This window comes from Phenylobacterium sp. GW823-FHT02A09, assembly GCF_058797775.1.
The window spans coordinates 949623-973257 of sequence record NZ_JBXAJZ010000002.1; the positions used below are offsets into that span (position 1 = coordinate 949623).

The window sequence follows — 23635 nt, forward strand, 5'->3', positions numbered from 1 at the left end:
GCGGGGGAGGATCTGGCTCTAGCGCCCCTCCATCTGCTCCAGCATGCGTTCCAGCGTCGCCAGTTCGTCGGCCTCGCCGGCCGGCTTGTCCCAGCGGATGCGGCTGATGCGCGGGAAGCGCATGGCGACGCCGGACTTGTGGCGGGTGGAGCGCTGCAGGCCTTCGAAGGCGACCTCGAACACCAGGCCATGGCGGACGTCGGCGCGGACGGCGCGGACCGGGCCGTAGCGGTCGACCGTGTGGTCGCGGACGTACTTGTCGATCTCCTTCAGCTCCTCGTCGGTGAAGCCGAAATAGGCCTTGCCGACCGGGGTCAGCACGCGCGAGCCGTCGACCGCCTGCGTCCAGACCCCGAAGGTGTAGTCGGAGTAGAAACTGGAGCGCTTGCCGTGACCGCGCTGGGCGTACATCAGCACCGCGTCGATCAGCAACGGGTCGCGCTTCCACTTGAACCACGGACCTTTCGGTCGGCCGGCTTCGTAGACGCTGTCCCAGCGCTTGAGCATCAGGCCCTCAGCCAGGGTCGGGTCGCCGGGCGGCGGCTGGCGACGCAGGGCCGCCAGCTCCTCCCAGGTCGCGAACGGCTGGATCGGCGAGAGGTCGATGCGGCGGGTGTTCAGGGCGCCGACGAAAGCCTCCAGGCGCGCGCGGCGCTGGGCGAACGGCAGGGGCCGGACATCCTCGCCGCCGTCGGCCAGCAGATCGTAGGCGCGGACCCCGGCCGGGAACTCGGCCAGCATCTTGTCGGTGACGCTCTTGCGGTTCAGCCGCTGCTGCAGGTCGGCGAAACTGGCCATGCCGCCTTCGCGCAGGACCAGCAGCTCGCCGTCCAGCGCGCCCTCGAAGTCCAGCGCCGCGATCACGTCCGGGAAGGTGCGCGAGATGTCGTCGCCGGTGCGGGTGTAGAGCCGGCGCACGCCGCCCTCGCTGACCGCCTGCACGCGGATGCCGTCCCACTTCCACTCGGCGGCGTAGTCGTCCGGGTCGAGCTTGCCGAAGTCGACCGCCTCGTCGATCGCCTGGGCCAGCATGACCGGCCGGAAGCGGCCCGGGGCGTCGGCGGTGGGGCGGTCCGAGCGGCCCTCCAGCCAGGCGAACAGGTCGTCGTAGGGCGGGGCGAGCGCGTGCCAGACCTCCTCGACCTCGGAGACCTCGACCGGGCCTAGGGCCGCGACCGCGGTCTTGGCAAGGCGGGCCGAAACGCCGATCCGCAGGCCGCCGGTCATCAGTTTGAGCAACGCCCAGCGGCCGGTGGCGTCGAGGGCGTCGAGCCAGCTCTCGATCAGCCTCTGGACCTCGGTGCGGCTGGCGCCGCGCAGGGCGTCGACCACCTCCGACAGCTCCGGCTCGCGATTGGCGCCGGGTCGGGCCGGCCAGACCAGGGCGACGGTCTCGGCCAGGTCGCCGACATAATCGTAGGACCAGCCGAACAGCACCGGGTCCATCCGCGCCTCGACCGCCTTGCGGATGAAGGTCGGCTTGGCGGCGTCGAAGGCGAGGTCGCCGGTCAGGGCGGCGAGCGCCCAACCCCGGTCGGGATCGGGCGCGTTGGCGAAGTGGTCGCGCAGCAGGACGAGCTTGGCGTTCCGCGAGGCGGTCAGCGACAGGCGGTCGAGGAGCTCGGCGAAAGCGCGCATGCGATCAGCTTAACGCGCGACGCCGAGCTTGGCCTCAGGCGGCGGTGGGCTTGCGGACGAGCCGCCGGACTTGCCGTCGCCGCCAGATCAGCGCGCCGCCGCCGACGATCAACGCCCAGGGGGCGATCCACGCCAGCACCGTGATCATGCCGGCCAGGGTGGCGACCAGGATGCCGAGCACGCCGGCCGCCGCCTCGGCCAACGGCGCGAACACGCCCTGCGGCGCCAGCACACCGGCCGACTGGTAGGTCAGCTTGAGCTCGGACATCGCCACCCGGCCGCGCATCACCGCCAGCTCCGAGCGGGTGGCGTCGAGCCGGCCCTGGACCTCGGCCAACTCACGCTCGAGGTCGAGCAGTTCGGAAAGCTTGCCCGGCCGCGTGGCCAGATGCTGCTGTAGCCGGTCGCGCAGGGTGGTCATGGCCCGGATCGAGGCCTCGGTGTCGACGATCTGCCGGGACAGGTCTTCGGAGGAGACGTTGGAGTCGGCGACGCGGCCGCCGGCCGCCTCGGCCTGGGCGGCCAGGCCGCCGCGGAACTTCGTCAGCCAGTCCGGCGCGGCGCGCAGGGTCAGCTGGCCGGCGATCTGGTCGTCGCCGGCCTCACGCACCGAGGAGCCCACGACCTGGCAGACAGCCGGCCCGGCGCGCTGGCAGTCGGCTTCGTGCTCGCCGACCATCTTGCGGATGGCGCGGGCTGGGGCGGCGATGGAATAGGCGTAGCTGTAGGCGACCTGGGGCAGGGTGACCGGCGCCCGGTCGGCTACGGCGTCGGACGCCTTGGCTTCGGCGGCGGGCGAGCTGGCGACCGCCTCAGCAGCGACGCTGTCGGAGGCGACCTCCTGCGGTCGTCCGCAGGCGGACAGCGCAAAGGCCAGGATAAGGCTGGAGGCAAGCAGACGACGCATCGGTTTCTCTCCCAAAGCGCCCCCGCCGAAGCCGACGGTAACAGGTTCGTGATCGCCGGCAATGGCGATTTTCAACTTTCCGTGATCAGTCCTCGGTCTCGTCCTCGTAGCCGACCAGCGCCAGGGCGCGGGCTTTGATGTCGTGCAACTCCGCCCAGCGCATCAGCGCTTCTTCGCGGCCGTGGGTGATCCAGAGTTCGCTGGGGCGCAGCTCGTCGATCGTGGCGGTCAGCTCGTCCCAGTCGGCGTGGTCGGAGATCACCAGCGGCAGCTCGACGCCGCGCTGGCGGGCGCGGGCGCGGACCTGCATCCAGCCTGACGCGAAGGCCGTCACGGGGTCGGGGAAGCGGCGCGACCAACGGTCGGCCAGGGCGCCGGGCGGGGCGATGATGATCTGGCCGGCGAAGTCCTGCTTGGCGGTCGAGGTGGCCGGGGCCAGCGGCCCAAGCGGAACGCCGTGCCGCTCATAGAGATGGTTCAGCCGGTCGAGCGCGCCGTGGACATAGATGGTCTGCTCCCAGCCGGCCTCGCGCAGCAGGCGGATGATCCGCTGGGCCTTGCCGAGGGCGTAGGCGCCGACCATGTGGGCGCGCTCGGGGAACTGCTCGACCGAGCGCAGCAGCTTGGCGATCTCGTGGCTGTCGTCGGGGTGGCGGAACACCGGCAGGCCGAAGGTGGCCTCGGAGATGAACACGTCGCAGGGGATCGGCTCGAAGGGCGGACAGGTCGGGTCGCGGCGGCGCTTGTAGTCGCCGGACACCACCATGGTCAGGCCCTTCCAGGCGACGACCGCCTGGGCCGAGCCGAGCACGTGGCCGGCCGGGACCAGGGTCACGTCGACCCCGTCGCGGCTGACGCTCTGCCCATAGGGGACCGGCTGGACCGAGCCGGCGAAGTCTTCGCCATAGCGCTCGGCCATGATCGCCAGGGTTTCGGGCGTCGCGATCACCGTCCCGTGGCCGGCGCGGGCGTGGTCGGCGTGGCCGTGGGTGATCACCGCGCGCGCCACCGGCGCCACCGGATCGACGAAGAAGTCGCCGGGCGCGCAGTAGAGCCCCTCGGGCTTGGGGCACAGCAGGCTTTCGGGACGGATCATGCCTGGGGATATGGGCAAGGCGATTGCAAGGTGTCATCCCGGTTTCGGCTGCAAGCCGAAGACCGGGACCCATGAACACCTGATCGTGCAGGATGTTGCGCAGCCCGCGCCACCAGCCCTGGGCGGTGGCAACGGGTCCCGGACAAGCGCTGCGCGCTTTCCGGGATGACACCCTGCTGGCTGTGGAACATTACACAGTATTAATATTGTGAAATCGGGGTCATGACCAAGACTTAACGAGTATTCGTCGAAGTCGTTTCGTATACCTCCCTCATCGGGACGCGGACATCGCGGACCACATCAGACCAGAGGGACAAGACCATGCGCAACACCTACGCTTTCAACGGCTTCGCCAACCTCGTTCTCGCCGCCACCCCGCTGATGGCCATCGCCGTCGCGATCATCACCAAGGCCGCTGGCGTCGCTTAAGACGGCGGTTGCGAAGTTGACCCGCCGTCACGTTGACCGATAGGCGGAGGCGCCTCAAAGAACGGGGATGACGATTACCCCGGAGGCCCTTCGCGATGCGGCCCGGCACATGGTTGAGACCGTGCCGCAGGCCTCCGCCCTCGGCTTCAAGCTGATTTCCGTAGAGCCCCAGCGAGGCTCCATCTTCACCCCCTGGCGCGAAGAGCTGGTCGGCGATCCCGACACCGGCGTCATCGCGGGCGGGGTGATCACCGCGCTTCTCGATCATGTCTGCGGCCTGGCCGTGACCTCGCGATCGCTGGAAGGCGGCTTCCTCTCCACGGCGACCCTGGACCTGCGCATCGACTATATGCGTCCGGCCGCGCCGCGCGCCGACATCACCGCCAGCGCCCACTGCTACAAGCTGACCCGCAACATCGCCTTCGTGCGCGCCCACGCTTACGACGCCGATCCGGAAGACCCGATCGCCACGGCCCAGGCCGCCTTCATCCTGAAGCGCGCCGCGCCATGACCCAAGCCGCAGCCCAGCGCCTCGAAGAGTTCCTCGGCCGGGTGCCCTATGTCCGGTTCCTCGGCATGCGCGCCGAACTGGCCGGCGACGAGATGACCGCCATCCTGCCGTTCGCGCCGCACCTGATCGGCAACATGGTGCTGCCGGCCCTGCACGGCGGCGTGATCGGGGCGTTCATGGAGATGACCGCCCTGGCCCAGCTGTCGGTGATCGCGCCCAGCGCCAAGGTCCACAAGACCATCGATATCACCATCGAGTACCTGCGGCCCGGCAAGGCGATGACCATGTACGCCCGCGCCGACGTGCGGAAGGTCGGCCGCCAGATCGCCAACGTCCATGTCGAGGCCTGGCAGGAAGCGCGCGATAAGCCAGCCGCCGCGCTGCGTGGTCATTTCCTGCTGAGCGGAACCTGACAGAGATGCTCCCCCGCTGGGGGAGCTGTCAGCCGAATGGCTGACTGAGGGGGACTTGGGACTCAGCAGGCCCCCTCCGTCTCGCAGCTGCGCTGCGATCCACCTCCCCCAGCGGGGGAGGATCTGAATTCAACTAGGTCGCCGCCTCGTGGTCGTCCCGCCGGTTGCGGGCGGTGTGGATGGCGATGGCGATATCGACGACGGCCACGGCGGCGACCGCGCCGAACGCGACATAGGCGATCTTGCGGCGGGGATTGTCGCGGCCGATGGCTCGGCCGAGCGCGGCCAGGTCCATGAGGTCGCCGCCGGCCCGCATCCAGAACCACGGTCCCGGCGGCACCGGCGAGAGCAGGCCGGCGCCCGAGGCGATCTCGCGGGCGCCGAAGGCGCTCATCGCCTGGTCGTCGAACTTGAGGCCGAGGAACCGCGTCACCTGGCGCGGCGCGGCCACCGCGGCTACGCCGACCGCAAGGGAGAACAGGCCCAAGGCCCGCTTTGCGACCACCAGATTCATATGCGCCTCCATACCAGCCTAGGTAGGGAGGACGCGAAAGCGGCGCTTCAGTTCCCGGCGTCGGCCGGCCGCAGCGCCTTCTTCTCGGCGGCGATCTTGTCGAGTTCGGCCTGGGCGGCGGCGGTCGCGGCCGCATCGCCCCTGCGCTTGGCGACGATCAACTGGCCGGCCGCCTCCATCTCGCGGACGGGCAGCAGGTGCGAATCGTCGGCGCGCTTGAACGGCTTGGTCTGGATGCGCTCGAGCACCTTGCGCTGGCGCTCGGCCTCCGGGCCCTCGCCGGTCCCATAGCTGAACATGAAGGCGTCGATCTTGGCCTTCAGCGCCGGGTCGAGGTCCTTGCGGCGAACCATCGGGTCTTCCGGGATGGTCGGCGAGGTCCAGATCACGTCGACGCTGGCCATGGTCTTCTTGGCCAGGTCCGTGCCCAGCATCTCCATGCGCTCCATTGAGGCGGTGTTGTTCGTCGCCGCGTCCAGCAAGCCCTGGGCGACCGAGAACAGGTTGGCCTCGTGGTTGGCCGAGCGGACGGTCTTGAAACAGGCGTTGGGATCGATCCCCTTGGGCGCGAACAGATACGTCATCGGCGCCAGCGTGCCGGAGGTCGACTTGGCGTCGCCCATGCCGAAGTTCAGGGTGTGGTCGCACTTCAGCAGGCGATCCAGGGTGATCCCCGAACCCTTCTTGACGACGATCACCGCCTGGTAGCCGTCGGGGCCGTTCGGCTTGACCGTGCGGGCGAAGACCTCGCCGTTCGCGCGGCGCACGGCCTCCAGGCCGGAGTGGTTGGTGAACCAGCCGACATCGGTCTGCTTGAAGCGCATCGCCTCGATCAGCGAGGTGTAGTTGGTGCCGAAGAACGGCTTCACCGGCACGCCGACCGACTTCTCCATGTCGGCCAGGAACGGGCCCCAGTCGTCCATCTGGGTCTGGCGGCCCTCGGTGGACATGATCGAGAAGTTGATCACGTGCGGAGGCGCCTTGGCCTCGTCCTTCGGACTGCAGCCGGCCAGCGTGAGCGCGGCGGCCAGGGCGAGCGCGAGGCGGCGCGTGAGCATGCAAACTTCCCCCGAATGAGCGACTGGCCGGGCTTTTGCGCCGGTTCCGTGACAGCTCCACGACGAAGATGAGCGCAAAAGTCTGCTTGAGGCGAGCGCCTACTGGGGTTAGGCCGCGCAGATGTCAGACACCTCGATCCAGAACCACTCCCTGCGCGGCCTCTCAGGTCAGGCGCGCGAAGCGAAAAGCTGGCCCTTCGAACAGGCCCGCATTCTGCTGGATCGGACGCTCAAACTTCGCCTGTCGGACGCCGAGCGTGATCTGGCCGCCAGTCTGATCGCGCAGGGAAAGGCCGACGAAGCGGTGAGCACCTTCCCGGTGCTGGCCCAGCCGGTGGTGTTCCAATGCGGATTCGGGGCCTCGGGCCTGCCGCACATGGGCACGTTCGGGGAGGCCGCGCGGCCGACCATGGTGCGCACGGCGTTCCGCGCCCTGACCGAGGACGCCATCCCGACCAAGCTGATCGTCTTCTCCGACGACATGGACGGCCTGCGGAAGATCCCGGACAACGTGCCCAACCGCGAGATACTGGAAGAGGACCGCGACAAGCCGGTCTCGGCCGTGCGCGACCCGTTCGGCGAGTACGAGAGCTTCGCAGCCCACAACAACGCCCGCCTGCGCGCCTTCCTCGACGGCTTCGGCTTCGACTACGAGTTCATGTCGTCGACCCAGACCTACAAGTCGGGCCGCTTCGACGAGGTGCTGCTGAAGATCCTGGCGCGGTTCGACGCCGTTCAGGGCGTCATGCTGCCGACGCTCGGCGAGGAGCGTCGCGCCACCTATTCGCCGTTCCTGCCGGTCAGCCCGAAGTCGGGCCGGGTGCTGCAGGCGCCGACCCTCGAGCGCAACGTCGAAAAGGGCACGATCACCTTCGCCGACGAGGACGGGACGCTGACCGAGGTCCCGGTCACCGGGGGCCATGTGAAGCTGCAGTGGCGCCCCGACTGGGCGGCGCGCTGGTACGCCCTTGGCGTCGACTTCGAAGCCTCGGGCAAGGACCTGGTCGACTCGGTGCGGGTCTCGAACAAGCTGGTGAAGGTGCTGGGCGGCACGCCGCCGGAGGCCTTCCACTTCGAGCTGTTCATGGACGAGAACAACCAGAAGATCTCCAAGTCCAAGGGCAACGGTCTGACCATGGAGGAGTGGCTGCGCTACGGCGCGCCCGAAAGCCTCGCCTACTACATGTACCAGTCGCCGAAGTCGGCCAAGCGGCTCTATTTCGACGTCATTCCGAAGGCGACCGACGAGTACCTCCAGCAGCTGGAGGCGTTCAACAAGGCGCGCGCGGCTTCGAACGCGACGGCGATCGACAATCCGGCCTGGCACGTCCATCGCGGGGCGCCGCCAGAGAAGGGCTCGCCGCTGTCGTTCTCGCTGCTGCTGAACCTGGTGTCGGCCGCCGACGCCTCGACCAAGGACATCCTCTGGGGCTTCGTCAGCCGCTACATGCCCGGCGCCTCGGCGCAGACCGAGCCGATGCTCGACCGGCTGATCGGCTACGCGATCAACTACTACGAGGACTTCGTGAAGCCCTCGAAGAAGTTCCGCGCCCCCGACGACAAGGAGCGGGCGGCGATGGAGGACCTGCTGGCCCGCTTCAGGGCGCTGCCGGCCGACGCCGACGCCGAGACCATCCAGAACGAGGTGTTCGAGGTCGGCAAGAACGCCGGGTTCGAACCGCTGCGCGCCTGGTTCCAGGCGCTGTACGAAGTGCTGCTGGGCCAGAGCCAGGGGCCGCGCTTCGGCTCGTTCGCGGCGATCTTCGGCCTGGAGCGGACGATCGCCCTGATCGAGCAGGCGCTGGCCGGGGAACTGGCGGCGGCTTAGTCTAAAAGCCAAGTGTCATCCCGGAAGCCGCGCAGCGGCTGTCCGGGATCCATTATCGCCGCGGTTCGCGTTCCTGACCGAGCCGCGCCAAATTCTGCCCCATCCGGTGTTCATGGGCCCGGTCTTCGGCCTGGCGGCCGAAACCGGGATGACACCCTGTTAGCGCCCGCCGAAATCCCCGTCGCCGATCGGCATGCCGGGCGGGGTCTGGGGCTTCAGCTTCGGCTCCGACAGTTCGGCCAGCAGGCTCGGGTCGCCGAGCAGCGCGATCAGGCGTTGGCGATGGGCGCGGTCGGCCGGGTCGGCGCCGCCCTTGAGCCGGGCCGGCAGGGTGGCCAGCCGCGCGCTGATCGCCGCGCCGACCGCCGGCGAGACCTTGGGGTCGCGGGCGGCGTTGGCGAGGTTCAGCACCAGCCGGGTCTGCACCCGCCGGGAGATCTCGCCCAGGCGGCCGGGCGCCGGCGCGAACACCGCGTCGATCAGCCGGTCGAGCATTTCGCCGACGCCGAGCTGGCCCGGATCGCGCCGTTGCTGGTCGACCAGCCGCGCCATGCGGTCGGGGGCCAGCAGGTTGTCGAGGGTCAGGCCGGCGGCGACTTCGGCGGCGACCAGCGGATCGAACACCGGGCCGCCGGCGGTGGCGAACACCTCGATCACGTACTGACGGTCGGGGTCGCCGGACTGGGCCGAGGACAGCATCGTCGTCAGGGTCTCGGGCGTGTCGAGGTCCTTCGGGTCGAGGGTGGCGAGCAGGGCCGACAGCGCCGCACGCTGCTGGGCGGCCGGGACTGGCGGCGAGGTCTCGCGGCCGTCGCCGATCACCGCATAGGCGAAGTCGACGCCGCCGACGAGCTTGCTGGCGGCTTCCACCTGGTAGCGGTGCAGCAGGTAGATCGGGACGTACTTGCGCTTGAGATTGGCGACCGGCTCGCCGGGCTTCAGCGCGCCGAGGCCGAACTGGCTGAGCGCGACGCGGCGCACCTCCATCATGCGGACGAGCTCGGCGGCCGGATCGGGGCCGTCGTCCCACAGGCTGCCCCACGGTTGGGCGGTCCCTATCGGACGGGCGTCGATGTCGGTGACGTAGCGCTGGTCCTGGTCGACCGAGGCCTTGACCTTGCGCAGCGCCGGATCGCCGTCCTCGCCGTAGAGCCAGTCGACGGTGAACTTGTCCCAATCGCCGATGTCCACGCCGTAGGCGTCGGAGAGGTCGATGCGGCCGTCCCTCAGCAGCACCCGCGGGGCCGGATAGTCCATGACGCTGGCGCGGTCCTGGGTCGAGGCCGCGAAGTTGTGCGCGAAGCCGATCGAGTGGCCGACCTCGTGGGCCGAGAGCTGGCGCAGGCGGGCGAGCGACACCTGGATCGGGTCGTTGGGGCCGCCGGTTCCGTTGTGGTGCGCGCCGACCAGACCCTCGAAGATCAGCATGTCCTGGCGCACGCGCAGCGCGCCCAGCAGCACCGAGCCCTTGACGATCTCGCCGGTGCGCGGATCGACCACAGCCTGGCCGTAGGACCAACCCCGGGTGGCGCGGTCGACCCAGTTGATGACGTTGTAGCGGACGTCGAGCGGGTCGGCGCCTTCGGGCAGCACCCGGACCTGGAAGGCGTCGATGAAGCCGGCGGCGTCGAACGCCTGGTTCCACCAGGCGGCGCCCTCGACCAGGGCGCTGCGGATCGGCTCGGGCGCGGCGCGGTCGACATAGAAGACGATCGGCTTCTTCACCGGCGAACGGGCTGCGGCCGGGTTCGTCTTCTCCAGCCGGAAGCGGTTGGCGTAGCGCTGGACGATCTCGTCGCCGAGCGGGGCGGCGTAGTCGAGCACCATGGTCGAGAAGCCGCCGGTGCGCGGGTCGAAGACCCGCGGCTGGTAGCCGGGCTCGGGCAGCTTCACCAGGCTGTGGCGGACCTCGAAGGTGATCAGCTTGGGGTCGGGGGCGATGTTGCGCACCTCCGGCCCGGGGGTGTCGGAAGCGTAGGTCTGGCGGGCCTCGAACTCGAGGTTCTCGGGGAACACCTTCACGGCGTTCGGGTCAGCGAGCGAGAGATCGGGGACCAGCTTGTAGCCGGCCTCGCCGGCCTGCTTCAGCGCGTCGGCGACGCCGATGCCGTCGCGGGTCAGGAAACTTGCGATGTCGACCAGGATGCGTCCGTCGGGCGCGGTCTCGATGACCTCGCCGGCCCAGACGGTCGAGACCGAGAACGCCTCGCGGGCCGCGGCCTGTTCGGCGTCGGGGGCGCCGGCGGCGCGGAAGCGATGGTTTTCGAACTCGGCCACCACCTTCCTGCCGATACGGCGGAAGGCCAGCACCTGGGTGTCGCCGATCCGGGCGCGGTCGAGACCGACCGGGGCCGAGCCGAGGCCGGTCTTGAGCGCGGCGACATAGAGGAAGCGGCCGCTGACCCCTTGCGCGTCCTGCGCGGGCAGCGACAGCAGGATGCGGCCGCGGGCCTTGTCGACATAGACCGGCAGCAGCCCGTCCTGGCGAACCGCGCCGGCGGTCGCCGCGGCCGGCTTGTCGGCCGGGGCGGCGAAGGCGGAGGCCGAGAGCGCCAGACAGGCCGCGGCCGCGACCGTCGCCAACAAACCAGATCGAACCATGAAAACGCCCCCTTTGCGCGACCAACCTAGGGTCGTTCGATCCGGCCGGTCCAGGGTGCGCCTCAGCCGCGGGTGATCGTTGATCACCTTGACGTAAACGGAAGCACCGTCTTACGGTGTCAATCAATAGAAACGACAGCGTCCAGGGAGGGCGCCGCATGGCCACTGACCTTCGTCGGCCCAATCGCACCTTCACGATCCGGCAGCTTTGCCTGGAATTCAAATGCACCCCGCGCGCCCTGCGGTTCTACGAGGACAAGGGGCTGATCTCGCCGGCGCGGGACGGCATGAACCGGGTCTATTCCTACAAGGACCGGGCCCGGCTGCAGCTGATCCTGCGGGGCAAGCGGGTGGGGCTGGCGCTCTCCGAGATCGGCGAGATCCTCGACCTCTACGAATTGAATGATGGCGGGGCGGCGCAGAACGCCAAGTCGCTGGTCAAGTTCCGCGAGCGCATCGTCGAGCTGGAAGCCCAGCGCAACGACATCGAGCAGGCGATCGACGAGCTGCGCAAGGGCTGCGACGCGCTGGAGGAGCACCTGAAGGCCACCCGGCCCGACCTGCTGCCGCGGGCGGCCGACTACGACCAGGTGCTGCGCGAGCGGCTGGGCGATCTGGAACACGCCAAGTAAGCGCCGATCACGGTTCGCCGTGATCATGCAACCACGATAAACCTTCGGGGCTTTCGACGCGGTCGGGAGCCCTTTTCGCCGTCACCGGCCCGTCATTGGAGCGGACATGCCCTATCAGCCCCCCGTACGCGACCACCTGTTCCTGCTGCGCGACGTGCTGGAGATCGAGAAGTACGCGAACCTGCCGGGCTTCGCCGACGCCTCGATGGACGTGGTCACGCAGATCATCGAGGAGGCCGGCCGCTTCACGGGCGAGGTGCTGGCCCCGCTGAACAGCGTCGGCGACAAGCAGGGCTGCGTCTGGAGCGCCGATCACACGGTCAAGACCCCGGCCGGCTTCAAGGAGGCCTACGCCCAGCTGGTCGAAGGCGGCTGGCCGGCGCTGGGCGCCGAGCCGGCCTATGGCGGCCAGGGGCTGCCGCACGTGGTCAACCTGTCGTTCTCGGAGATGAGCTCGTCGGCCAACATGGCCTTCTCGATGTATCCGGGCCTGACCCACGGGGCCTATTCGGCGATCCTGAACGGCGGCTCGGACGCGCAGAAGGACCTCTATCTGCCGAAGCTGGCGAGCGGCCAGTGGGGCGGGACCATGAACCTGACCGAGCCGCACTGCGGCACGGACCTGGGGCTGCTGCGCACCAAGGCGGTCCCGCAGGGCGACGGCTCCTACAAGATCACGGGCGGGAAGATCTGGATCTCCGGCGGTGAGCACGACATGGCCGAGAACATCGTCCACCTGGTGCTGGCCCGGATCGAGGGCGCGCCGGAAGGCACCCGCGGCATCAGCCTGTTCATCGTGCCGAAGTTCATCCCCGACGCCGACGGCAAACCGGGCGCGCGCAACAGCGTCTATTGCGACGGCCTCGAAGAGAAGATGGGCATCCACGGCAACGCCACCTGCGTGATCCGTCACGAGGAGTCGGTCGGCTGGCTGGTCGGCGAGGAGAACAAGGGCCTCTCGCTGATGTTCGTGATGATGAACGAGGCGCGGATCGGGGTCGGGCTGCAGGGCGTGGCCCAGGCCGAGGCGGCCTATCAGGCGGCCGCGACCTTCGCCAAGGAGCGCCTGCAGGGCCGCTCGCTGACCGGGCCGAAGAACCCGGACGGCCCGGCCGATCCGATCATCGTCCACCCGGACGTGCGGCGGATGCTGATGGACTCCAAGGCGCTGATCGAAGGCGGCCGCGCCTTCCTGTTCTGGACCGCGCTGCAGGGCGACCTGGCCCACGCCAGCCCCGACGAGGCGGTGCGCCAGAAGGCCGGCGACTACATGGCGCTGATGACCCCGGTGGTGAAGGGCTTCCTGACCGACAAGGGGCTGCAGATCTGCTCCAACGCGGTGCAGGTGCATGGCGGCTCGGGCTTCACCGAGCACTTCCCGGTCAGCCAGTACATGCGCGACGTACGCATCGCGCTGATCTACGAGGGCACCAACGGCGTGCAGGCGCTGGACCTGGTCGGCCGCAAGCTGGCGGCCCAGGGCGGCCGGGCGGTGATGAGTTTCTTCGCCGACATCGACGCTTTCGTGGAGGCGAACGGCGACGACAAGGACCTGAAGCCGTTCACCGAGGGCCTGGCCAAGGCCAAGGGCGAGCTGCAGGACGCCACCATGTGGCTGATGCAGAACGGGCTGATGAACCCGGACAACGCCGGCGCAGCCTCGACCGACTACATGCACCTCTTCGGGCTGACGGCGCTGGCCTACATGTGGGCGCAGATCGCCAAGACCGTGCAAGGCAAGATCGCGGCTGGTGAGAGCGACCCGTTCTACGCCAACAAGCTGGTGGTCGGCCGCTACTACGTCGAGCGCATCCTGCCTGAGACGGGCGCGCACCTGATCAAGCTGAAGACCGGCTCGGAGCTGATGATGGCGCTGCCGGCGGAGGCGTTCTGATGGCCGCCTACACGGCCGACGTCGCCTGGAGCCTGCGCGACGGCGAGGACTTCGCCAAAGGCCGCTACAGCCGCGGCCACGTGATCAGCTTCGACGGCGGGCTGATCGTGCCGGCCTCCGCCTCGCCGCATGTGGTCGGCAAGTGGGCGGTGGAAGAGGCGGTCGATCCCGAGGAGATGTTCGTCGCCGCGCTGTCGAACTGCCACATGCTGACCTTCCTGCATAAGGCGCGGCTGGCCGGGTTCGTGGTCACCTCCTATCGCGACCATGCGAGCGGGATCATGGAAGAGATCGCGCCCGGCAAGATGGCGGTGACCAAGGTGACCTTGTCGCCGCAGATCGAGTGGGAGGGGCCGGCGCCCGACGCCGAGCAGTTGGCCCACCTGCACCACGAGGCGCACGAGGAGTGCTTCATCGCCAATTCGGTGAAGACCGAGGTGACGGTGGCCTGACAACCGCTCATCCCGGCGAAGGCCGGGACCCAAGCGATGTCGCGGTCGAGCTAGTCCTGCAGGTCAGCTTGGGCCCCGGCCTTCGCCGGGGTGAGCGGATTTTGGACCAGCAACGCTTCCAACCGCGACGTCAGCGCCGCGGCGTCCTTCAGGTCGCACTCCCAGAGGGTTTCGACCCGCCAGCCGGCGGCGGTCAGTTCGGCGGCGGTGCGCTCATCGCGGGCGACGTTGCGGGCGACCTTGGCGGTCCAGTAGTCGCGGTTGGCCTTGGGCACTCGCGAGCCGCGCGGGCAGTCGTGGCCGTGCCAGAAGCAGCCGTGCACGAAGATCGCCAACCGACGGCCGGGCAGGACGATGTCCGGCGTGCCGGGCAGGTCCTTGCGGTTGAGGCGATAGCGCGCGCCCAGCGCGGTCAGCGCCTTGCGGACCTTGAGTTCGGGCGCGGTGTTCTTGCCCTTAACCCGGGCCATCACCGCCGAGCGCTTCTCGGGGGTGAAGACGTCGCTCATGGCCGCAAAGCCTTGGGCGTGCGGCCCAGGCGCAGCGTCCCGGTCAGCACCCTTGCCGCCATCTGGCGGCCGCCCGGCGCCTTGGACATCGGCGTGAAGAATACGTCGCGGACGAACGGGCCCAGCCAGCCGCCGGACTGGAACATCGGCGTCAGCCAGCGCGACATGAACTGGTAGAGCCCGGCGTGGCGGCGGCGCGAGGCCTGGAACCCGCGGACCGCGCGCGGGACCTCGTCGCCCAGCCGCTCGGCCAGCTCGACGGCGTCGATCAGGCCCATGTTGGCGCCCTGGCCGAGCTGTGGGCTGGTGCCGTGGGCGGCGTCGCCGATCAGCACGAAGGGGCCCTGCGACCAGCGGCCGACGCGCACGTCGCGATAGCTGGCGCGGGAGAACTGCGCCCGGTCCTGGAACTGCTCGATGATCGGGGCGGCCTGCGGCCACATCGTGATCGCCCGCTGGCGCCACACCTTCAGATCGCTGTTGAGAAATCCTTCCATCTGGGTCACCGGCAAGGACCAGAAGAAGCTGACCAGCTCGCCGCCGCCTTCCGGCCCGCGTCCGATCGGCAGCACGCCCATCATGGTCGAGGCGCGATCATAGCGCTGCGACAGCGATCCGGCGAAGGCGCCGGTCTCGTCGCGGGCGTTGGCCCAGACCGCGCCCCACGGATAGACCGGGGCCTTGGCGTTCGGCCGTAGTTGCGCGCGCAAGCGCGAGGCCGAGCCGTCGGCGACGACCACGAGGTCGAACGGGCCGTGGGTCTGGCCGGCGGTGTCGATCAGGGTCGCGGGGGAGCGGTGCTCGACGCGCGCCACGTCGACGCCGGTGCGCAGCTCGACCCCGGCGGCTTCCAGGCCGTCATGCAGGACGTCGAACAGCGTGGCGCGGTGCACGCCGACGCCGAACGCGTCCCGCCGCCAGTCGGCGTAGCGCATGTCCATGATCAGACGGCCGCGCAGGCTGCGGCCGTCCAGCCGCTCGACCCGCGCGCCGCGTTCGATCACCTGTTCGGCGAGGCCGAGTTGACGCAGCGCCGCCAAGCCCGAGGGCTGCAGCAGCAGCCCCGAGCCCAGCGGGCGCGGCTGCTGGAAGGCTTCCAGCAGCGCCACCGCATGACCCTTGCGCGCCAGGGCGCGGGGCGCCGCCCCGCCGGCGACGCCGCACCCGACAAACGCGAGCCCCCGGGGGTTCGAAACCTTCGAACAGCGCGGTGGAGAGGTAGCGCTCGGCGAAGCTGGGGATGATCGCCACGATCAGCTTGCCGGCGTACTCGTCGCGGGAGGCCAGGTCGAAGGCGGCGGTAAGCGCCGCGCCCGACGAGATCCCGACCGGCAGGCCCTCTTCCTTGGCCACGCGGCGGGCCATGGCGAAGCTGTCGTCGTTCGACACCTGGATGATCTCGTCGATCACGCCGCGGTCGAGGATCGCGGGCACGAAACCGGCGCCGATGCCCTGGATCTTGTGCGGGGCGGGCTGGCCGCCCGACAGCACGGGCGAGGCCTCGGGCTCCACCGCGACCATCTTCAGGCCGGGCTTGCGGGCCTTCAGCACCTGGCCGATGCCGGTGATGGTGCCGCCGGTGCCGACGCCGGAAATCACCGCATCGACCTTGCCGTCGGTGTCGTTCCAGATCTCCTCGGCGGTCGAGACCCGGTGGATCAGCGGATTGGCCTCGTTGTCGAACTGTTGGGGCATGACCGCCCCGGGGGTGGCCTCGACGATTTCCTTGGCGCGGGCGACGGCGCCGGCCATGCCGCGCTCGGCCGGGGTCAGTTCGAGCTTGGCGCCGAGGATCAGCAGCATCTTGCGACGCTCGATCGACATGCTCTCCGGCATGACCAGGGTGATCGGATAGCCCTTGGAGGCGGCGACGAAGGCCAGGGCGATGCCGGTGTTGCCGCTGGTCGGCTCGACGATCGAGCCGCCCGGCTTCAGTTTGCCGGTGGCTTCCAGCCACTCGATCATCGCCACGCCGATGCGGTCCTTGACCGAGGCCAGCGGGTTGAAGAATTCGAGCTTGGCGACGACTTCGCCCTTGGGCTTCAGCGCCTTGGTCAGGTTCGGCAGACGGACCAGCGGCGTGTCGCCGATCAGGTCGATGACGGAATCGAAGATCTTGCCGCGGCCGGAACGCTTGTAGCGGGCTGCGTCGTAGGTGGAGTCGGCCATAGCTCTCTCGTCGGTTTAGCTGTGCCGCCAACCTAAGCGCCCAGGGAAGATTTGGAAGCGCACTTCTTCTGTTTCGGCGCAGAGCCTGGCTATTCGGCGGCGACGGCCGCCCGCCGGTCGAGCAACGGTTCGAGGATCTGCTCGGCCAGCCAGCGGACGACCGGCGCCACGACGCCGTCGCCGACCACGTGCAGCGCGCCGGTCGCGGCCCGCGGCAAGGCGTAGCCGTCCGGCAGCCCCATCAGCCGGGCGCCTTCGCGCGGCGAGACCAGCCGGCTGCGGACCTGGCCGTCTTCGACGACCACCAGGGTCTGGCGCGAGGAGCCGCCGCGCGGAGTGCGCAGGCAGCCGGCCAGGCCGTCAAAGCGGACCTCGGCGCGCTGCACGCGTTGGCCGTGCTCGACCCGCATCCGCCGGAAGACGGCGCCGACCTGACGGGTTCCGGAGGCGCGCGCGGCCTCGATCTTGGCGCGGTGCTGCGGGGCCATCAGCGCGAGCAGCCGCTCGGTCTTGTCCGGGCCGTGCCAGGCGACGGCGTGGTCGGGCTCCAGCAGGGCGGCCAGATCGGTGTTGCGGGCGGCGGGCGCCGCGCCGCGCCACCAGATCCAGCGGCGGGCCAGATCCTCGGGCAGTCGGGCGTGGGCCTCGCGCACCGCGCGGGTGTGGAACGGGCTGTCGCCGACCAAGCCTGCCGCCGGGGGCTCGCGAGTGGCGATCACGAAGACCCGCGGACGCGACTGCGGCGTGAAGCGCGCGGCGTCGATCTCCAGCGCTCCGAAGGCGTAGCCTTGGCTCGCCAGCGCCCGGCAGAGGGCGGTGAAGTCGCCGCCGCCGTGCGAGGAGAGCAAGCCGCTGACGTTCTCGATGACCACGGCGCGGGGGGCGGCCTCACCCAGCGCCTCGATGAGCCGCCAGAAGCCGAAGAAGGCCGAGGAACGCCCGCCCGCCAGGCCCGCGCGGGCTCCGGCGAGGCTGAAGTCCTGGCAGGGCGAGGAGGCCCAGGCGAGATCGGCGTGCGGCGGCAGGGCGGCGGGATCGATCGCCCAGACGTCGCCCTCGTGCAGATGCTCGCCCGCGTCGGCGAAGTTGGCGCGGTAGGTTGCGGCCTTCAGCGGATCGAAGTCGTTGGCGAAGGCGCAGGCCCAATTCTGGCCCAGGCCGATGCGGGCCATGCCGCCGCCAGCGAAAAACTCGTAGAAGTGGAGAGGCCGACTCATCTGCAGGGAAGTCTAACCGCCATGCGCACGGACGCCATCATACGACGCGCCCTCATCGCCGCAGTCGCCGTCCTGGCGCTGAGCGGCTGCCAGCGGCAGGGCGGCGACGACGCGCGCATCGACGAGCCGCCGCCTGAGAACCCCTTCGCCGGGGATATCGACGCGACCGGCACGCGCCCGCCGTGGTCGCTGACGATCCGCGCCGACAAGCTGACCCTGAATGTGGACGGACGCGCGCCCGTGGTGGTCGGCAATCCCGGCGTGCTCGACGAGGACGTCCGCGCGGTCTGGTCGACGACCGTGGACGGCCAGGCGCTGATCGTCACTCTGCTGGACGAGGGGCGATGCCGGGACGGAACTTCCAACCTGCTTTATCCGTATGTGGCCATGGTCACGTACGGCGAAACGACTCTGCAGGGCTGCGCTTCGCGCCTGCGGGGCCGAGCGGCCGACCAATAGCGAAGAGGAGCTTCACCATGCGCGCCGTTCTCCTGGCCCTCGCCGCCGTCGCCCTGACCGCCTGCCAGCCACAGGCGCCCGACGGCTCCGTCGCCCAGCCGCCGGCCGATGCGCCGGCGCCGGTCGCTCCCGCCCCAGCTCCGGCTCCCGCCGCGACGCTGCCCGCCGCCTTCCAGGGCGATCTCGACGCGCACGGGACCGAGCCGTTCTGGGGCGTGAAAATCCGCGAGGGCCAGATCGAGTTCTCGACCCCCGACTCCAACATCGCGTTCCCGAACAAGGGCGCGGTGGCGGCGGACGGTGCGGTGGTCTGGGAGAACGCCGACGGCCCGCGGCCGATCAAGATCACGCTGCGCGAGCAGGCCGGCTGCTCGGACGGCATGTCGGACCTCAAGTACCCGCTGGCCGCCGAGGTCGCGCTGGGCGGCACGACCTACAAGGGCTGCGCCGCGAAGACCGCGGAAAGACCGCGCGAAGGTCAGTAGCAGGGACTCCGCAGCCCGGCCGAACCGGGCTGCGGCTCGCCGTCAGGCGGTCGGGAAGCCCTTGTCACGCAGGTACGCCTTCACGTCGACGTCGCGGCCCATCAGGGTGTGGTAGGCGATCGCCGGATCGATCGAGTTGCCGACGCTCATGACGTTGTCGTGCAGCTTCTTGGCCATGGCCTTGTCGTACATGCCGCCCGGCGAGCTCTTGAACGCGTCGACGACGTCGAGCGCCAGGGTCTCCGACCACAGGTAGCTGTAGTAGCCGGCCGAGTAGCCGTCCGAGGCGAAAACGTGCCCGAACTGCGGGGTGCGGTGGCGCATGACCACTTCGTGCGGCATGCCGAGCTTGGCCAGCTCGTCGCGCTCGAAGGCGTCGGGGTCGATGTCGGCGCCGCCGGCCAGGTGCAGCTTCATGTCGATCAGCGCCGAGGACAGGTACTCGGTGACGTCGAAGCCCTGGCGGAAGGTCTGGGCCTTCTCGCGCTTGTCGACCAGCGCCTGCGGGATCGGCGCGCCGGTCTTGTAGTGCAGCGCGAACTTGGACAGCACCTGCTTGGTCGGCAGCCAGTGCTCGTTGATCTGGCTGGGAAACTCGACGTAGTCGCGCGGCACCGCGGTGCCGGCCAGCGAGGGGTAGTTCACGTCGGAGTTCAGGCCGTGAATGGCGTGGCCGAACTCGTGGAACATGGTCTCGGCGTCGTCCCAGGAGATCAGCACGGGCTCGCCGGGCGCGCCCTTCACGAAGTTGGAGTTGTTCGAGACGATCGTGGTGATCGGCTTGTCGAACTTCTCCTGGCGGCGATAGGCGTTCATCCAGGCGCCCGAGCGCTTGCCGGTCCGCGCATAGGGGTCGAAGTACCAGAGGCCGATGTGCTGGCCGGCCTTCTTCACCTCCCAGACGCGGATGTCGGGGTGGGCGACGGGGACGTCGGTAATCTGCACGAACTCGAAGCCGTAGACCTCGCCGGCCGCCCAGAACATGCCCTCGCGCAGCTTCTCGAGCTGCATGTACGGCTTGAGCTCGTTCATATCGAGGTCGTAGCGGGCGGCGCGGACCTTCTCGGCGTAGAAGCGATAGTCCCAGGGCTCGATCTTGATCCCGGCCCGCTCCTTGTCGGCGATCGCCTGCATCTCGGCGACCTCTTCCTTGACCCGGGCGATGGCCGAGGGCCAGACGCGGGTCATCAGCTCCATGGCCGCTTCCGGAGTCTTGGCCATGGCGTTTTCCAGCCGCCAGTGGGCGTGCGTCGCATAGCCGAGCAGCTGGGCGCGCTCGAAGCGCAGCTTCAGGATCTTCTTGATGTTGGCGTTGTTGTCCTTGGCGTCGCCGTTGTCGCCGCGGCTGTAGTAGGTGCGCCAGACCTTCTCGCGCAGATCGCGGCGGTTGGAGTAGGTCAGGAACGGATCCATCGACGAGCGGGTGTTGAGGATCGCCCATTCGCCCTTCTTGCCGCGCTCCTCGGCGGCCGCGGCGGCGGCGGCGCGGACGTCGTCGGGCAGGCCGGCCAACTCGCTCTCGGTGCGCAGGTAGAGGACGTAGTCGGTCTCGTCGGCCAGCAGGTTCTGGCTGAAGCTGGTGAACAGGGCGGCCAGCTCCTGATTGATCTGGGCCACGCGCTTCTTGTCGGCGGGCGACAGCTTGGCCCCCGCGCGCACGAAGCGGTTCCAGTAGACCCAGGTCAGGCGCTGCTGCTCGGGGGTCAGCTTGGCGCGGTCGTTGTAGACGGCCTCGATGCGCGCGAAGAGCTTCTCGTTCTGCAGGGTCTCGTCGCTATGGGCGGCGAGCTTGGGGTTCAGCACCTTTTCCTGCGCGCGCAGCTCCGGGGTCGACAGGGTCGACGACCAGACGCCGCCGAACATGCCGACCCGGTTGATCAGGTCGCCGGAACGCTCCAGCGCCGCGATGGTGTTGTCGAAGTCGGCCGGCGCGGGGTGGTTCGCGATCGCGTCGATCTCGCTGCGCTCGGTCTTCATCGCCAGGTCGTAGGCGGCCGGGAAGTCGGCGACGGCGACCTTGTCGAAGGCGGGGACGCCGCCGAACGGGCCGGTCCATGCGGCGGTCAGGGCGCCGGTCGCCGCGGCGCCTTGCGCGAAGGCCGCAGCAGGCAGGGCCGAGGCGGCGGCGAGCGCGCCGGAGGCGGCAAGGAACGTGCGCCGTTTCATGAGGACTCCAGGATGAATTGGTCGGAAGGCGGCGACCTTAAGGTCAAGCCGCACCGGCGTCACATGACAGGGTCGTAATGTGACGTCAGGCCGCGTCGAGGACAGCCTGGATCTCCAGGGCGACGGACGCGCCCTCGCGGCTGACCGCCACCGCCGACTCGTAGGGCCGGCCGCAGGCGTTGAGCACCAGGGCGACCACCTGGATGGCGTGCTCGGGGCTGGAAAGGCCCATCAAGATGTCGCGCTGGACCATGCGGCTGGCGCCGAACACCAGGGTGCGGACAGCGGCCGGGTCCATGTCGCGGAACTCGCCGCGCGACACGCCCTCGTAGAACATCAGGTCGAGATTGGCCTCGAGCACCGGGGTGCGCTCCAGCCGCGAGCCGTCGAGGCGGGCGGTCATCCAGCCCCAGGCCGGGTCGCGGTTGACCGACAGGATGTAGCTGTGCAGGCGGGTGGCCAGGCGCAGCGACACCGACATGCTGGCCGGCAGTCGGGCGTCGAGCACCGCGGTCATCGCCGCGATGATCTTGCGGCTCACCGCCCGCAGCAGGTCCTCGGCGGTCGGGAAGTAGTTGTAGAACGTGCCGCGGGAGACGTCGGCCGCGGCCACGAAGTCCTCGATCGAGCAGGCGTCGGGGCCTTTCTCTCCGATGACCGCGATGGCGGCCTCAAGCAGGCGCTCGCGCGTTTGCGCCTTGCGCTGCTCGGCCGCCGCGGCCCGGGCCTCAAGATTGACCCGCATGGGACGCCGGGGAGTCAGGCGGCCTCGGGCAGGTACTGGCGCACCGCATTGGCGGCGGCGAGCGACAGGGGATCGCTCTGGCGTTCGAGCACGTCGATCTCGTGTTCCAGGGCGGCGGTGATTTCGCGGTGCGCGAGCGGAGAGAGCTCGAGCAGGGCGCGGGTGGTCGCGCGCGACAGGGCGAGCGCGGTGGCGAGGTCGACCTCGACCCCGATCTGCCAGGTCGGCGAGGGGGTGTCGGGGGAGGCGGGGGCGCGGGCGGGGAGGGCCATGGCTGCTAGGTTTTCGGGTCCAGGTTGGCGGGCGACGCTGGGGAAAAAGGAATACGCGCGGCCGGCCTGCGTCTCGGGCCGTCCGCTGGGTTTACACACCACACTGCAACGCTTGATTTGACAGATATGTCAGCCTGACAGGGTTGTCAATTTGAAATCTCGGAGTTCGGTGAACGCCCGCATGGACGGCCGCCGCGGGCCCGGTTACATCCAGGGGCATGGCCATTGGCGTCTTCGATTCCGGCGTGGGCGGGCTCTCCGTGCACCGCGCGCTCGTGCAGCGGCTGCCGCAGGCCGACTTCATCTATCTGGGCGACCAGGCCAACGCGCCGTACGGCGGGCGAACCGGCGAGGAAATCGTCGAGCTGACGCGGGCCGGCTGCGAGCAGCTGTTCGAGCTGGGCTGCGATCTGGTCGTGCTGGCGTGCAACACCGCCTCGGCGATCGCCTTGCGGCGGCTGCAGCAGACATGGCTGCCGGGCTACCGCAAGGCGCTGGGCCGGCCGGTCAACATCCTCGGCATCATCGTCCCGACGATCGAGGCGGCCACCGGCGTTCCGTGGGAGCACGAGGCCGAGCGCCGCGGCGACAAGGTCGAGAAGCTCGACATCCTGGCGGTGTTCTGCACGCCGGCCACCGCCCGCTCGCGGGTCTACGAGATCGAGATCGACAAGCGCCGCCAGGACGTGGCGGTGTTCGCCGAGCCCTGCCCCGAGCTGGCGCGGATGATCGAGAACGGGGCCGGGGCCGTGGAGCTGGCCCAGGCCGTCGAGGCGCACGTGGCGGCGGTGACGACCCGCGTCGGCCGCGCCCCGGACCGGGCGATCCTCGGCTGCACCCACTACGAGATCATCGCCGATATCTTCCGCACGGCGCTGAAGCCCGGCACGCCGCTGATCCACCAGCCGCAGGCGACCGCCGACGCGCTGGAGGCGTACATCGCCAAGCATCCCGAGTACCGCACCGGCGAGAGCGCCGGGCGGCGGTTCATCACCACCGGCGAGCCCGGCGCGCAGAACTTGCTGGTTGAGACCTTCTGGGGAGGGCCGCTAAGCTTCGAGAAGGCTTAGGGAGGCCCAAGATCATGAAAGTGCTGGGAATTACCGCCGCGCTGCTGCTGCTGGCGGCCGGACCCGTGCGCGCCGAGGTCGCCGACAGCGGCCCGGCCGGATTCCAGGTGCGCCACGTCGCCCTCGTCGCCGCGTCGCCCGCCAAGGTGCGCGCGGCGGCGCTGGACATCGGCAAGTGGTGGAACAGCAGCCACAGCTATTCGGGCGACGCCAAGAACCTGTCGATCGATGCGTCGGGCTGCTTCTGCGAGAAGCTGCCCGACGGCTTCGTACGCCACATGACCCTGGTCTATTCTGCGCCCGACGCCGTGCGGCTGGCCGGGGCGCTGGGGCCGCTGGCGACCACCGGGGCGAGCGGGCATCTGGGCCTGGCGTTCGGCAAGACCAGCGATCCGAACAAGACGCAGCTGACCCTGACCTACGACGTGGGCGGCTACGCCAGGGGCGGACTGGCCCAGACCTGGGCCGCGCCCGTCGACGGGGTGCTCGGCGAGCAGGTCGCACGGCTCAAGACCTACGTCGAGACCGGCAAGCCGCAGTGACGAGTTGCTCCCCTTTCGGGAGAGCGCT

At 69.6% G+C, this 23635-nt stretch carries 22 protein-coding genes and 1 pseudogene; 10 read left to right on the forward strand and 13 right to left on the reverse strand.

Features of this window, described 5'->3' with window-relative positions; genetic code table 11:
* Window positions 1–18 precede the first annotated feature (18 nt).
* The 3 genes from AC1Q87_RS11900 to AC1Q87_RS11910 form a co-directional block, all read right to left on the reverse strand.
* Window positions 19–1638 carry a cisplatin damage response ATP-dependent DNA ligase gene (locus tag AC1Q87_RS11900; RefSeq protein WP_492609137.1) on the reverse strand — a complete coding sequence of 540 codons (1620 nt, stop codon included), beginning with the start codon at window positions 1636–1638 and terminating at the stop codon, window positions 19–21.
* A 34-nt stretch (window positions 1639–1672) separates the two neighbouring features.
* Complete coding sequence (locus AC1Q87_RS11905) at window positions 1673–2545, reverse strand: DUF4349 domain-containing protein (RefSeq protein ID WP_492609138.1); 873 nt, start codon at window positions 2543–2545, stop codon at window positions 1673–1675.
* Window positions 2546–2630: 85 nt separating this feature from the next.
* On the reverse strand, window positions 2631–3641 hold the full coding sequence (locus tag AC1Q87_RS11910; protein ID WP_492609139.1) for a ligase-associated DNA damage response exonuclease: 1011 nt from the start codon (window positions 3639–3641) through the stop codon (window positions 2631–2633).
* A 496-nt stretch (window positions 3642–4137) separates the two neighbouring features.
* Here AC1Q87_RS11910 and AC1Q87_RS11915 point away from each other — a divergent pair, with 496 nt between their 5' ends.
* Entirely contained in the window at window positions 4138–4581 is a 444-nt protein-coding gene (locus AC1Q87_RS11915; protein WP_492609140.1) for a PaaI family thioesterase, read from the forward strand.
* Window positions 4578–4994 (forward strand): PaaI family thioesterase, encoded by a 417-nt coding sequence (locus AC1Q87_RS11920; RefSeq protein WP_492609141.1) that lies wholly within the window; start codon window positions 4578–4580, stop codon window positions 4992–4994. The genes AC1Q87_RS11915 and AC1Q87_RS11920 overlap by 4 nt, the downstream gene beginning before the upstream one ends.
* 133 nt (window positions 4995–5127) lie before the next feature.
* Here AC1Q87_RS11920 and AC1Q87_RS11925 read toward each other — a convergent pair whose 3' ends face one another.
* On the reverse strand, window positions 5128–5508 hold the full coding sequence (locus AC1Q87_RS11925) for a hypothetical protein (protein WP_492609142.1): 381 nt from the start codon (window positions 5506–5508) through the stop codon (window positions 5128–5130).
* Between the two features lie 47 nt (window positions 5509–5555).
* A complete protein-coding gene (gene phnD, locus AC1Q87_RS11930; RefSeq protein WP_492609143.1) occupies window positions 5556–6566 on the reverse strand; it encodes a phosphate/phosphite/phosphonate ABC transporter substrate-binding protein in 1011 nt (336 codons plus the stop codon).
* 121 nt (window positions 6567–6687) lie between these two features.
* Between phnD and AC1Q87_RS11935 the strand changes: the two genes are divergently transcribed.
* On the forward strand, window positions 6688–8394 hold the full coding sequence (locus AC1Q87_RS11935; RefSeq protein WP_492609144.1) for a lysine--tRNA ligase: 1707 nt from the start codon (window positions 6688–6690) through the stop codon (window positions 8392–8394).
* Window positions 8395–8553: 159 nt separating this feature from the next.
* On the opposite strand, the gene AC1Q87_RS11940 is transcribed toward AC1Q87_RS11935, so the two are convergent.
* Window positions 8554–10995 carry a zinc-dependent metalloprotease gene (locus AC1Q87_RS11940; RefSeq protein ID WP_492609145.1) on the reverse strand — a complete coding sequence of 814 codons (2442 nt, stop codon included), beginning with the start codon at window positions 10993–10995 and terminating at the stop codon, window positions 8554–8556.
* Between the two features lie 158 nt (window positions 10996–11153).
* On the opposite strand from AC1Q87_RS11940, the gene AC1Q87_RS11945 reads away from it, so the two are divergent.
* The 3 genes from AC1Q87_RS11945 to AC1Q87_RS11955 all read left to right on the forward strand — a co-directional run bounded on the left by AC1Q87_RS11945 (window position 11154) and on the right by AC1Q87_RS11955 (window position 13973).
* Complete coding sequence (locus AC1Q87_RS11945; RefSeq protein ID WP_436059625.1) at window positions 11154–11627, forward strand: MerR family transcriptional regulator; 474 nt, start codon at window positions 11154–11156, stop codon at window positions 11625–11627.
* Between the two features lie 106 nt (window positions 11628–11733).
* Window positions 11734–13521, forward strand: a complete 1788-nt coding sequence (locus AC1Q87_RS11950) for an acyl-CoA dehydrogenase C-terminal domain-containing protein (protein WP_492609146.1) — start codon at window positions 11734–11736, stop codon at window positions 13519–13521.
* On the forward strand, window positions 13521–13973 hold the full coding sequence (locus tag AC1Q87_RS11955) for an OsmC family protein (protein ID WP_492609147.1): 453 nt from the start codon (window positions 13521–13523) through the stop codon (window positions 13971–13973). The genes AC1Q87_RS11950 and AC1Q87_RS11955 overlap by 1 nt, the downstream gene beginning before the upstream one ends.
* Window positions 13974–14023: 50 nt before the next feature.
* On the opposite strand, the gene AC1Q87_RS11960 is transcribed toward AC1Q87_RS11955, so the two are convergent.
* The 4 genes and pseudogenes from AC1Q87_RS11960 to AC1Q87_RS11975 form a co-directional block, all read right to left on the reverse strand.
* Window positions 14024–14482: a very short patch repair endonuclease gene (locus AC1Q87_RS11960; RefSeq protein ID WP_492609148.1), complete on the reverse strand. Its 459-nt coding sequence runs from the start codon at window positions 14480–14482 to the stop codon at window positions 14024–14026.
* The gene (locus AC1Q87_RS11965; RefSeq protein WP_492609149.1) at window positions 14479–15591 is read right to left on the reverse strand and encodes an FAD-dependent oxidoreductase; all 1113 of its coding nucleotides are present in this window, start codon (window positions 15589–15591) and stop codon (window positions 14479–14481) included. Before AC1Q87_RS11965 ends, AC1Q87_RS11960 begins: the two co-directional genes overlap by 4 nt.
* A gap of 85 nt (window positions 15592–15676) precedes the next feature.
* A pseudogene (gene cysK / locus AC1Q87_RS11970) lies at window positions 15677–16651 on the reverse strand (cysteine synthase A); the annotation flags it as partial.
* 89 nt (window positions 16652–16740) lie between these two features.
* Entirely contained in the window at window positions 16741–17868 is a 1128-nt protein-coding gene (locus AC1Q87_RS11975; RefSeq protein ID WP_492609150.1) for a DNA cytosine methyltransferase, read from the reverse strand.
* A 21-nt stretch (window positions 17869–17889) separates the two neighbouring features.
* Between AC1Q87_RS11975 and AC1Q87_RS11980 the strand changes: the two genes are divergently transcribed.
* Together AC1Q87_RS11980 and AC1Q87_RS11985 are read left to right on the forward strand one after the other, a co-directional pair.
* Window positions 17890–18327: a hypothetical protein gene (locus AC1Q87_RS11980; protein ID WP_492609151.1), complete on the forward strand. Its 438-nt coding sequence runs from the start codon at window positions 17890–17892 to the stop codon at window positions 18325–18327.
* Between the two features lie 17 nt (window positions 18328–18344).
* A complete protein-coding gene (locus tag AC1Q87_RS11985) occupies window positions 18345–18812 on the forward strand; it encodes a COG3650 family protein (protein ID WP_492609152.1) in 468 nt (155 codons plus the stop codon).
* 42 nt (window positions 18813–18854) lie between these two features.
* On the opposite strand, the gene AC1Q87_RS11990 is transcribed toward AC1Q87_RS11985, so the two are convergent.
* The 3 genes from AC1Q87_RS11990 to AC1Q87_RS12000 form a co-directional block, all read right to left on the reverse strand.
* A complete protein-coding gene (locus tag AC1Q87_RS11990; RefSeq protein WP_492609153.1) occupies window positions 18855–20978 on the reverse strand; it encodes a M3 family metallopeptidase in 2124 nt (707 codons plus the stop codon).
* An 85-nt stretch (window positions 20979–21063) separates the two neighbouring features.
* Window positions 21064–21723: a TetR/AcrR family transcriptional regulator gene (locus AC1Q87_RS11995; RefSeq protein ID WP_492609154.1), complete on the reverse strand. Its 660-nt coding sequence runs from the start codon at window positions 21721–21723 to the stop codon at window positions 21064–21066.
* Window positions 21724–21737: 14 nt separating this feature from the next.
* Window positions 21738–21995, reverse strand: coding sequence for a hypothetical protein (locus AC1Q87_RS12000; protein ID WP_492609155.1), 258 nt, complete (start codon window positions 21993–21995; stop codon window positions 21738–21740).
* 218 nt (window positions 21996–22213) lie between these two features.
* Between AC1Q87_RS12000 and AC1Q87_RS12005 the strand changes: the two genes are divergently transcribed.
* Together AC1Q87_RS12005 and AC1Q87_RS12010 are read left to right on the forward strand one after the other, a co-directional pair.
* Window positions 22214–23065 (forward strand): glutamate racemase, encoded by an 852-nt coding sequence (locus AC1Q87_RS12005; RefSeq protein WP_492609156.1) that lies wholly within the window; start codon window positions 22214–22216, stop codon window positions 23063–23065.
* A 14-nt stretch (window positions 23066–23079) separates the two neighbouring features.
* Window positions 23080–23607 carry an ATPase gene (locus AC1Q87_RS12010; protein WP_492609157.1) on the forward strand — a complete coding sequence of 176 codons (528 nt, stop codon included), beginning with the start codon at window positions 23080–23082 and terminating at the stop codon, window positions 23605–23607.
* Window positions 23608–23635: the final 28 nt, after the last annotated feature.

Coding starts and splice junctions, on each gene's coding strand:
- AC1Q87_RS11920 (WP_492609141.1), top strand. CDS start 4,578: ATGACCCAAGCCGCAGCCCAGCGCCTCGAAGAGTTCCTCGGCCGGGTG.
- AC1Q87_RS11975 (WP_492609150.1), bottom strand. CDS start 17,868: ATGAGTCGGCCTCTCCACTTCTACGAGTTTTTCGCTGGCGGCGGCATG.
- AC1Q87_RS11935 (WP_492609144.1), top strand. CDS start 6,688: ATGTCAGACACCTCGATCCAGAACCACTCCCTGCGCGGCCTCTCAGGT.
- AC1Q87_RS11995 (WP_492609154.1), bottom strand. CDS start 21,723: ATGCGGGTCAATCTTGAGGCCCGGGCCGCGGCGGCCGAGCAGCGCAAG.
- AC1Q87_RS12005 (WP_492609156.1), top strand. CDS start 22,214: ATGGCCATTGGCGTCTTCGATTCCGGCGTGGGCGGGCTCTCCGTGCAC.
- AC1Q87_RS11990 (WP_492609153.1), bottom strand. CDS start 20,978: ATGAAACGGCGCACGTTCCTTGCCGCCTCCGGCGCGCTCGCCGCCGCC.
- AC1Q87_RS11960 (WP_492609148.1), bottom strand. CDS start 14,482: ATGAGCGACGTCTTCACCCCCGAGAAGCGCTCGGCGGTGATGGCCCGG.
- AC1Q87_RS12000 (WP_492609155.1), bottom strand. CDS start 21,995: ATGGCCCTCCCCGCCCGCGCCCCCGCCTCCCCCGACACCCCCTCGCCG.
- AC1Q87_RS11945 (WP_436059625.1), top strand. CDS start 11,154: ATGGCCACTGACCTTCGTCGGCCCAATCGCACCTTCACGATCCGGCAG.
- AC1Q87_RS11985 (WP_492609152.1), top strand. CDS start 18,345: ATGCGCGCCGTTCTCCTGGCCCTCGCCGCCGTCGCCCTGACCGCCTGC.
- AC1Q87_RS12010 (WP_492609157.1), top strand. CDS start 23,080: ATGAAAGTGCTGGGAATTACCGCCGCGCTGCTGCTGCTGGCGGCCGGA.
- AC1Q87_RS11925 (WP_492609142.1), bottom strand. CDS start 5,508: ATGAATCTGGTGGTCGCAAAGCGGGCCTTGGGCCTGTTCTCCCTTGCG.
- phnD (WP_492609143.1), bottom strand. CDS start 6,566: ATGCTCACGCGCCGCCTCGCGCTCGCCCTGGCCGCCGCGCTCACGCTG.
- AC1Q87_RS11980 (WP_492609151.1), top strand. CDS start 17,890: ATGCGCACGGACGCCATCATACGACGCGCCCTCATCGCCGCAGTCGCC.
- AC1Q87_RS11915 (WP_492609140.1), top strand. CDS start 4,138: ATGACGATTACCCCGGAGGCCCTTCGCGATGCGGCCCGGCACATGGTT.
- AC1Q87_RS11900 (WP_492609137.1), bottom strand. CDS start 1,638: ATGCGCGCTTTCGCCGAGCTCCTCGACCGCCTGTCGCTGACCGCCTCG.
- AC1Q87_RS11910 (WP_492609139.1), bottom strand. CDS start 3,641: ATGATCCGTCCCGAAAGCCTGCTGTGCCCCAAGCCCGAGGGGCTCTAC.
- AC1Q87_RS11905 (WP_492609138.1), bottom strand. CDS start 2,545: ATGCGTCGTCTGCTTGCCTCCAGCCTTATCCTGGCCTTTGCGCTGTCC.
- AC1Q87_RS11950 (WP_492609146.1), top strand. CDS start 11,734: ATGCCCTATCAGCCCCCCGTACGCGACCACCTGTTCCTGCTGCGCGAC.
- AC1Q87_RS11940 (WP_492609145.1), bottom strand. CDS start 10,995: ATGGTTCGATCTGGTTTGTTGGCGACGGTCGCGGCCGCGGCCTGTCTG.
- AC1Q87_RS11955 (WP_492609147.1), top strand. CDS start 13,521: ATGGCCGCCTACACGGCCGACGTCGCCTGGAGCCTGCGCGACGGCGAG.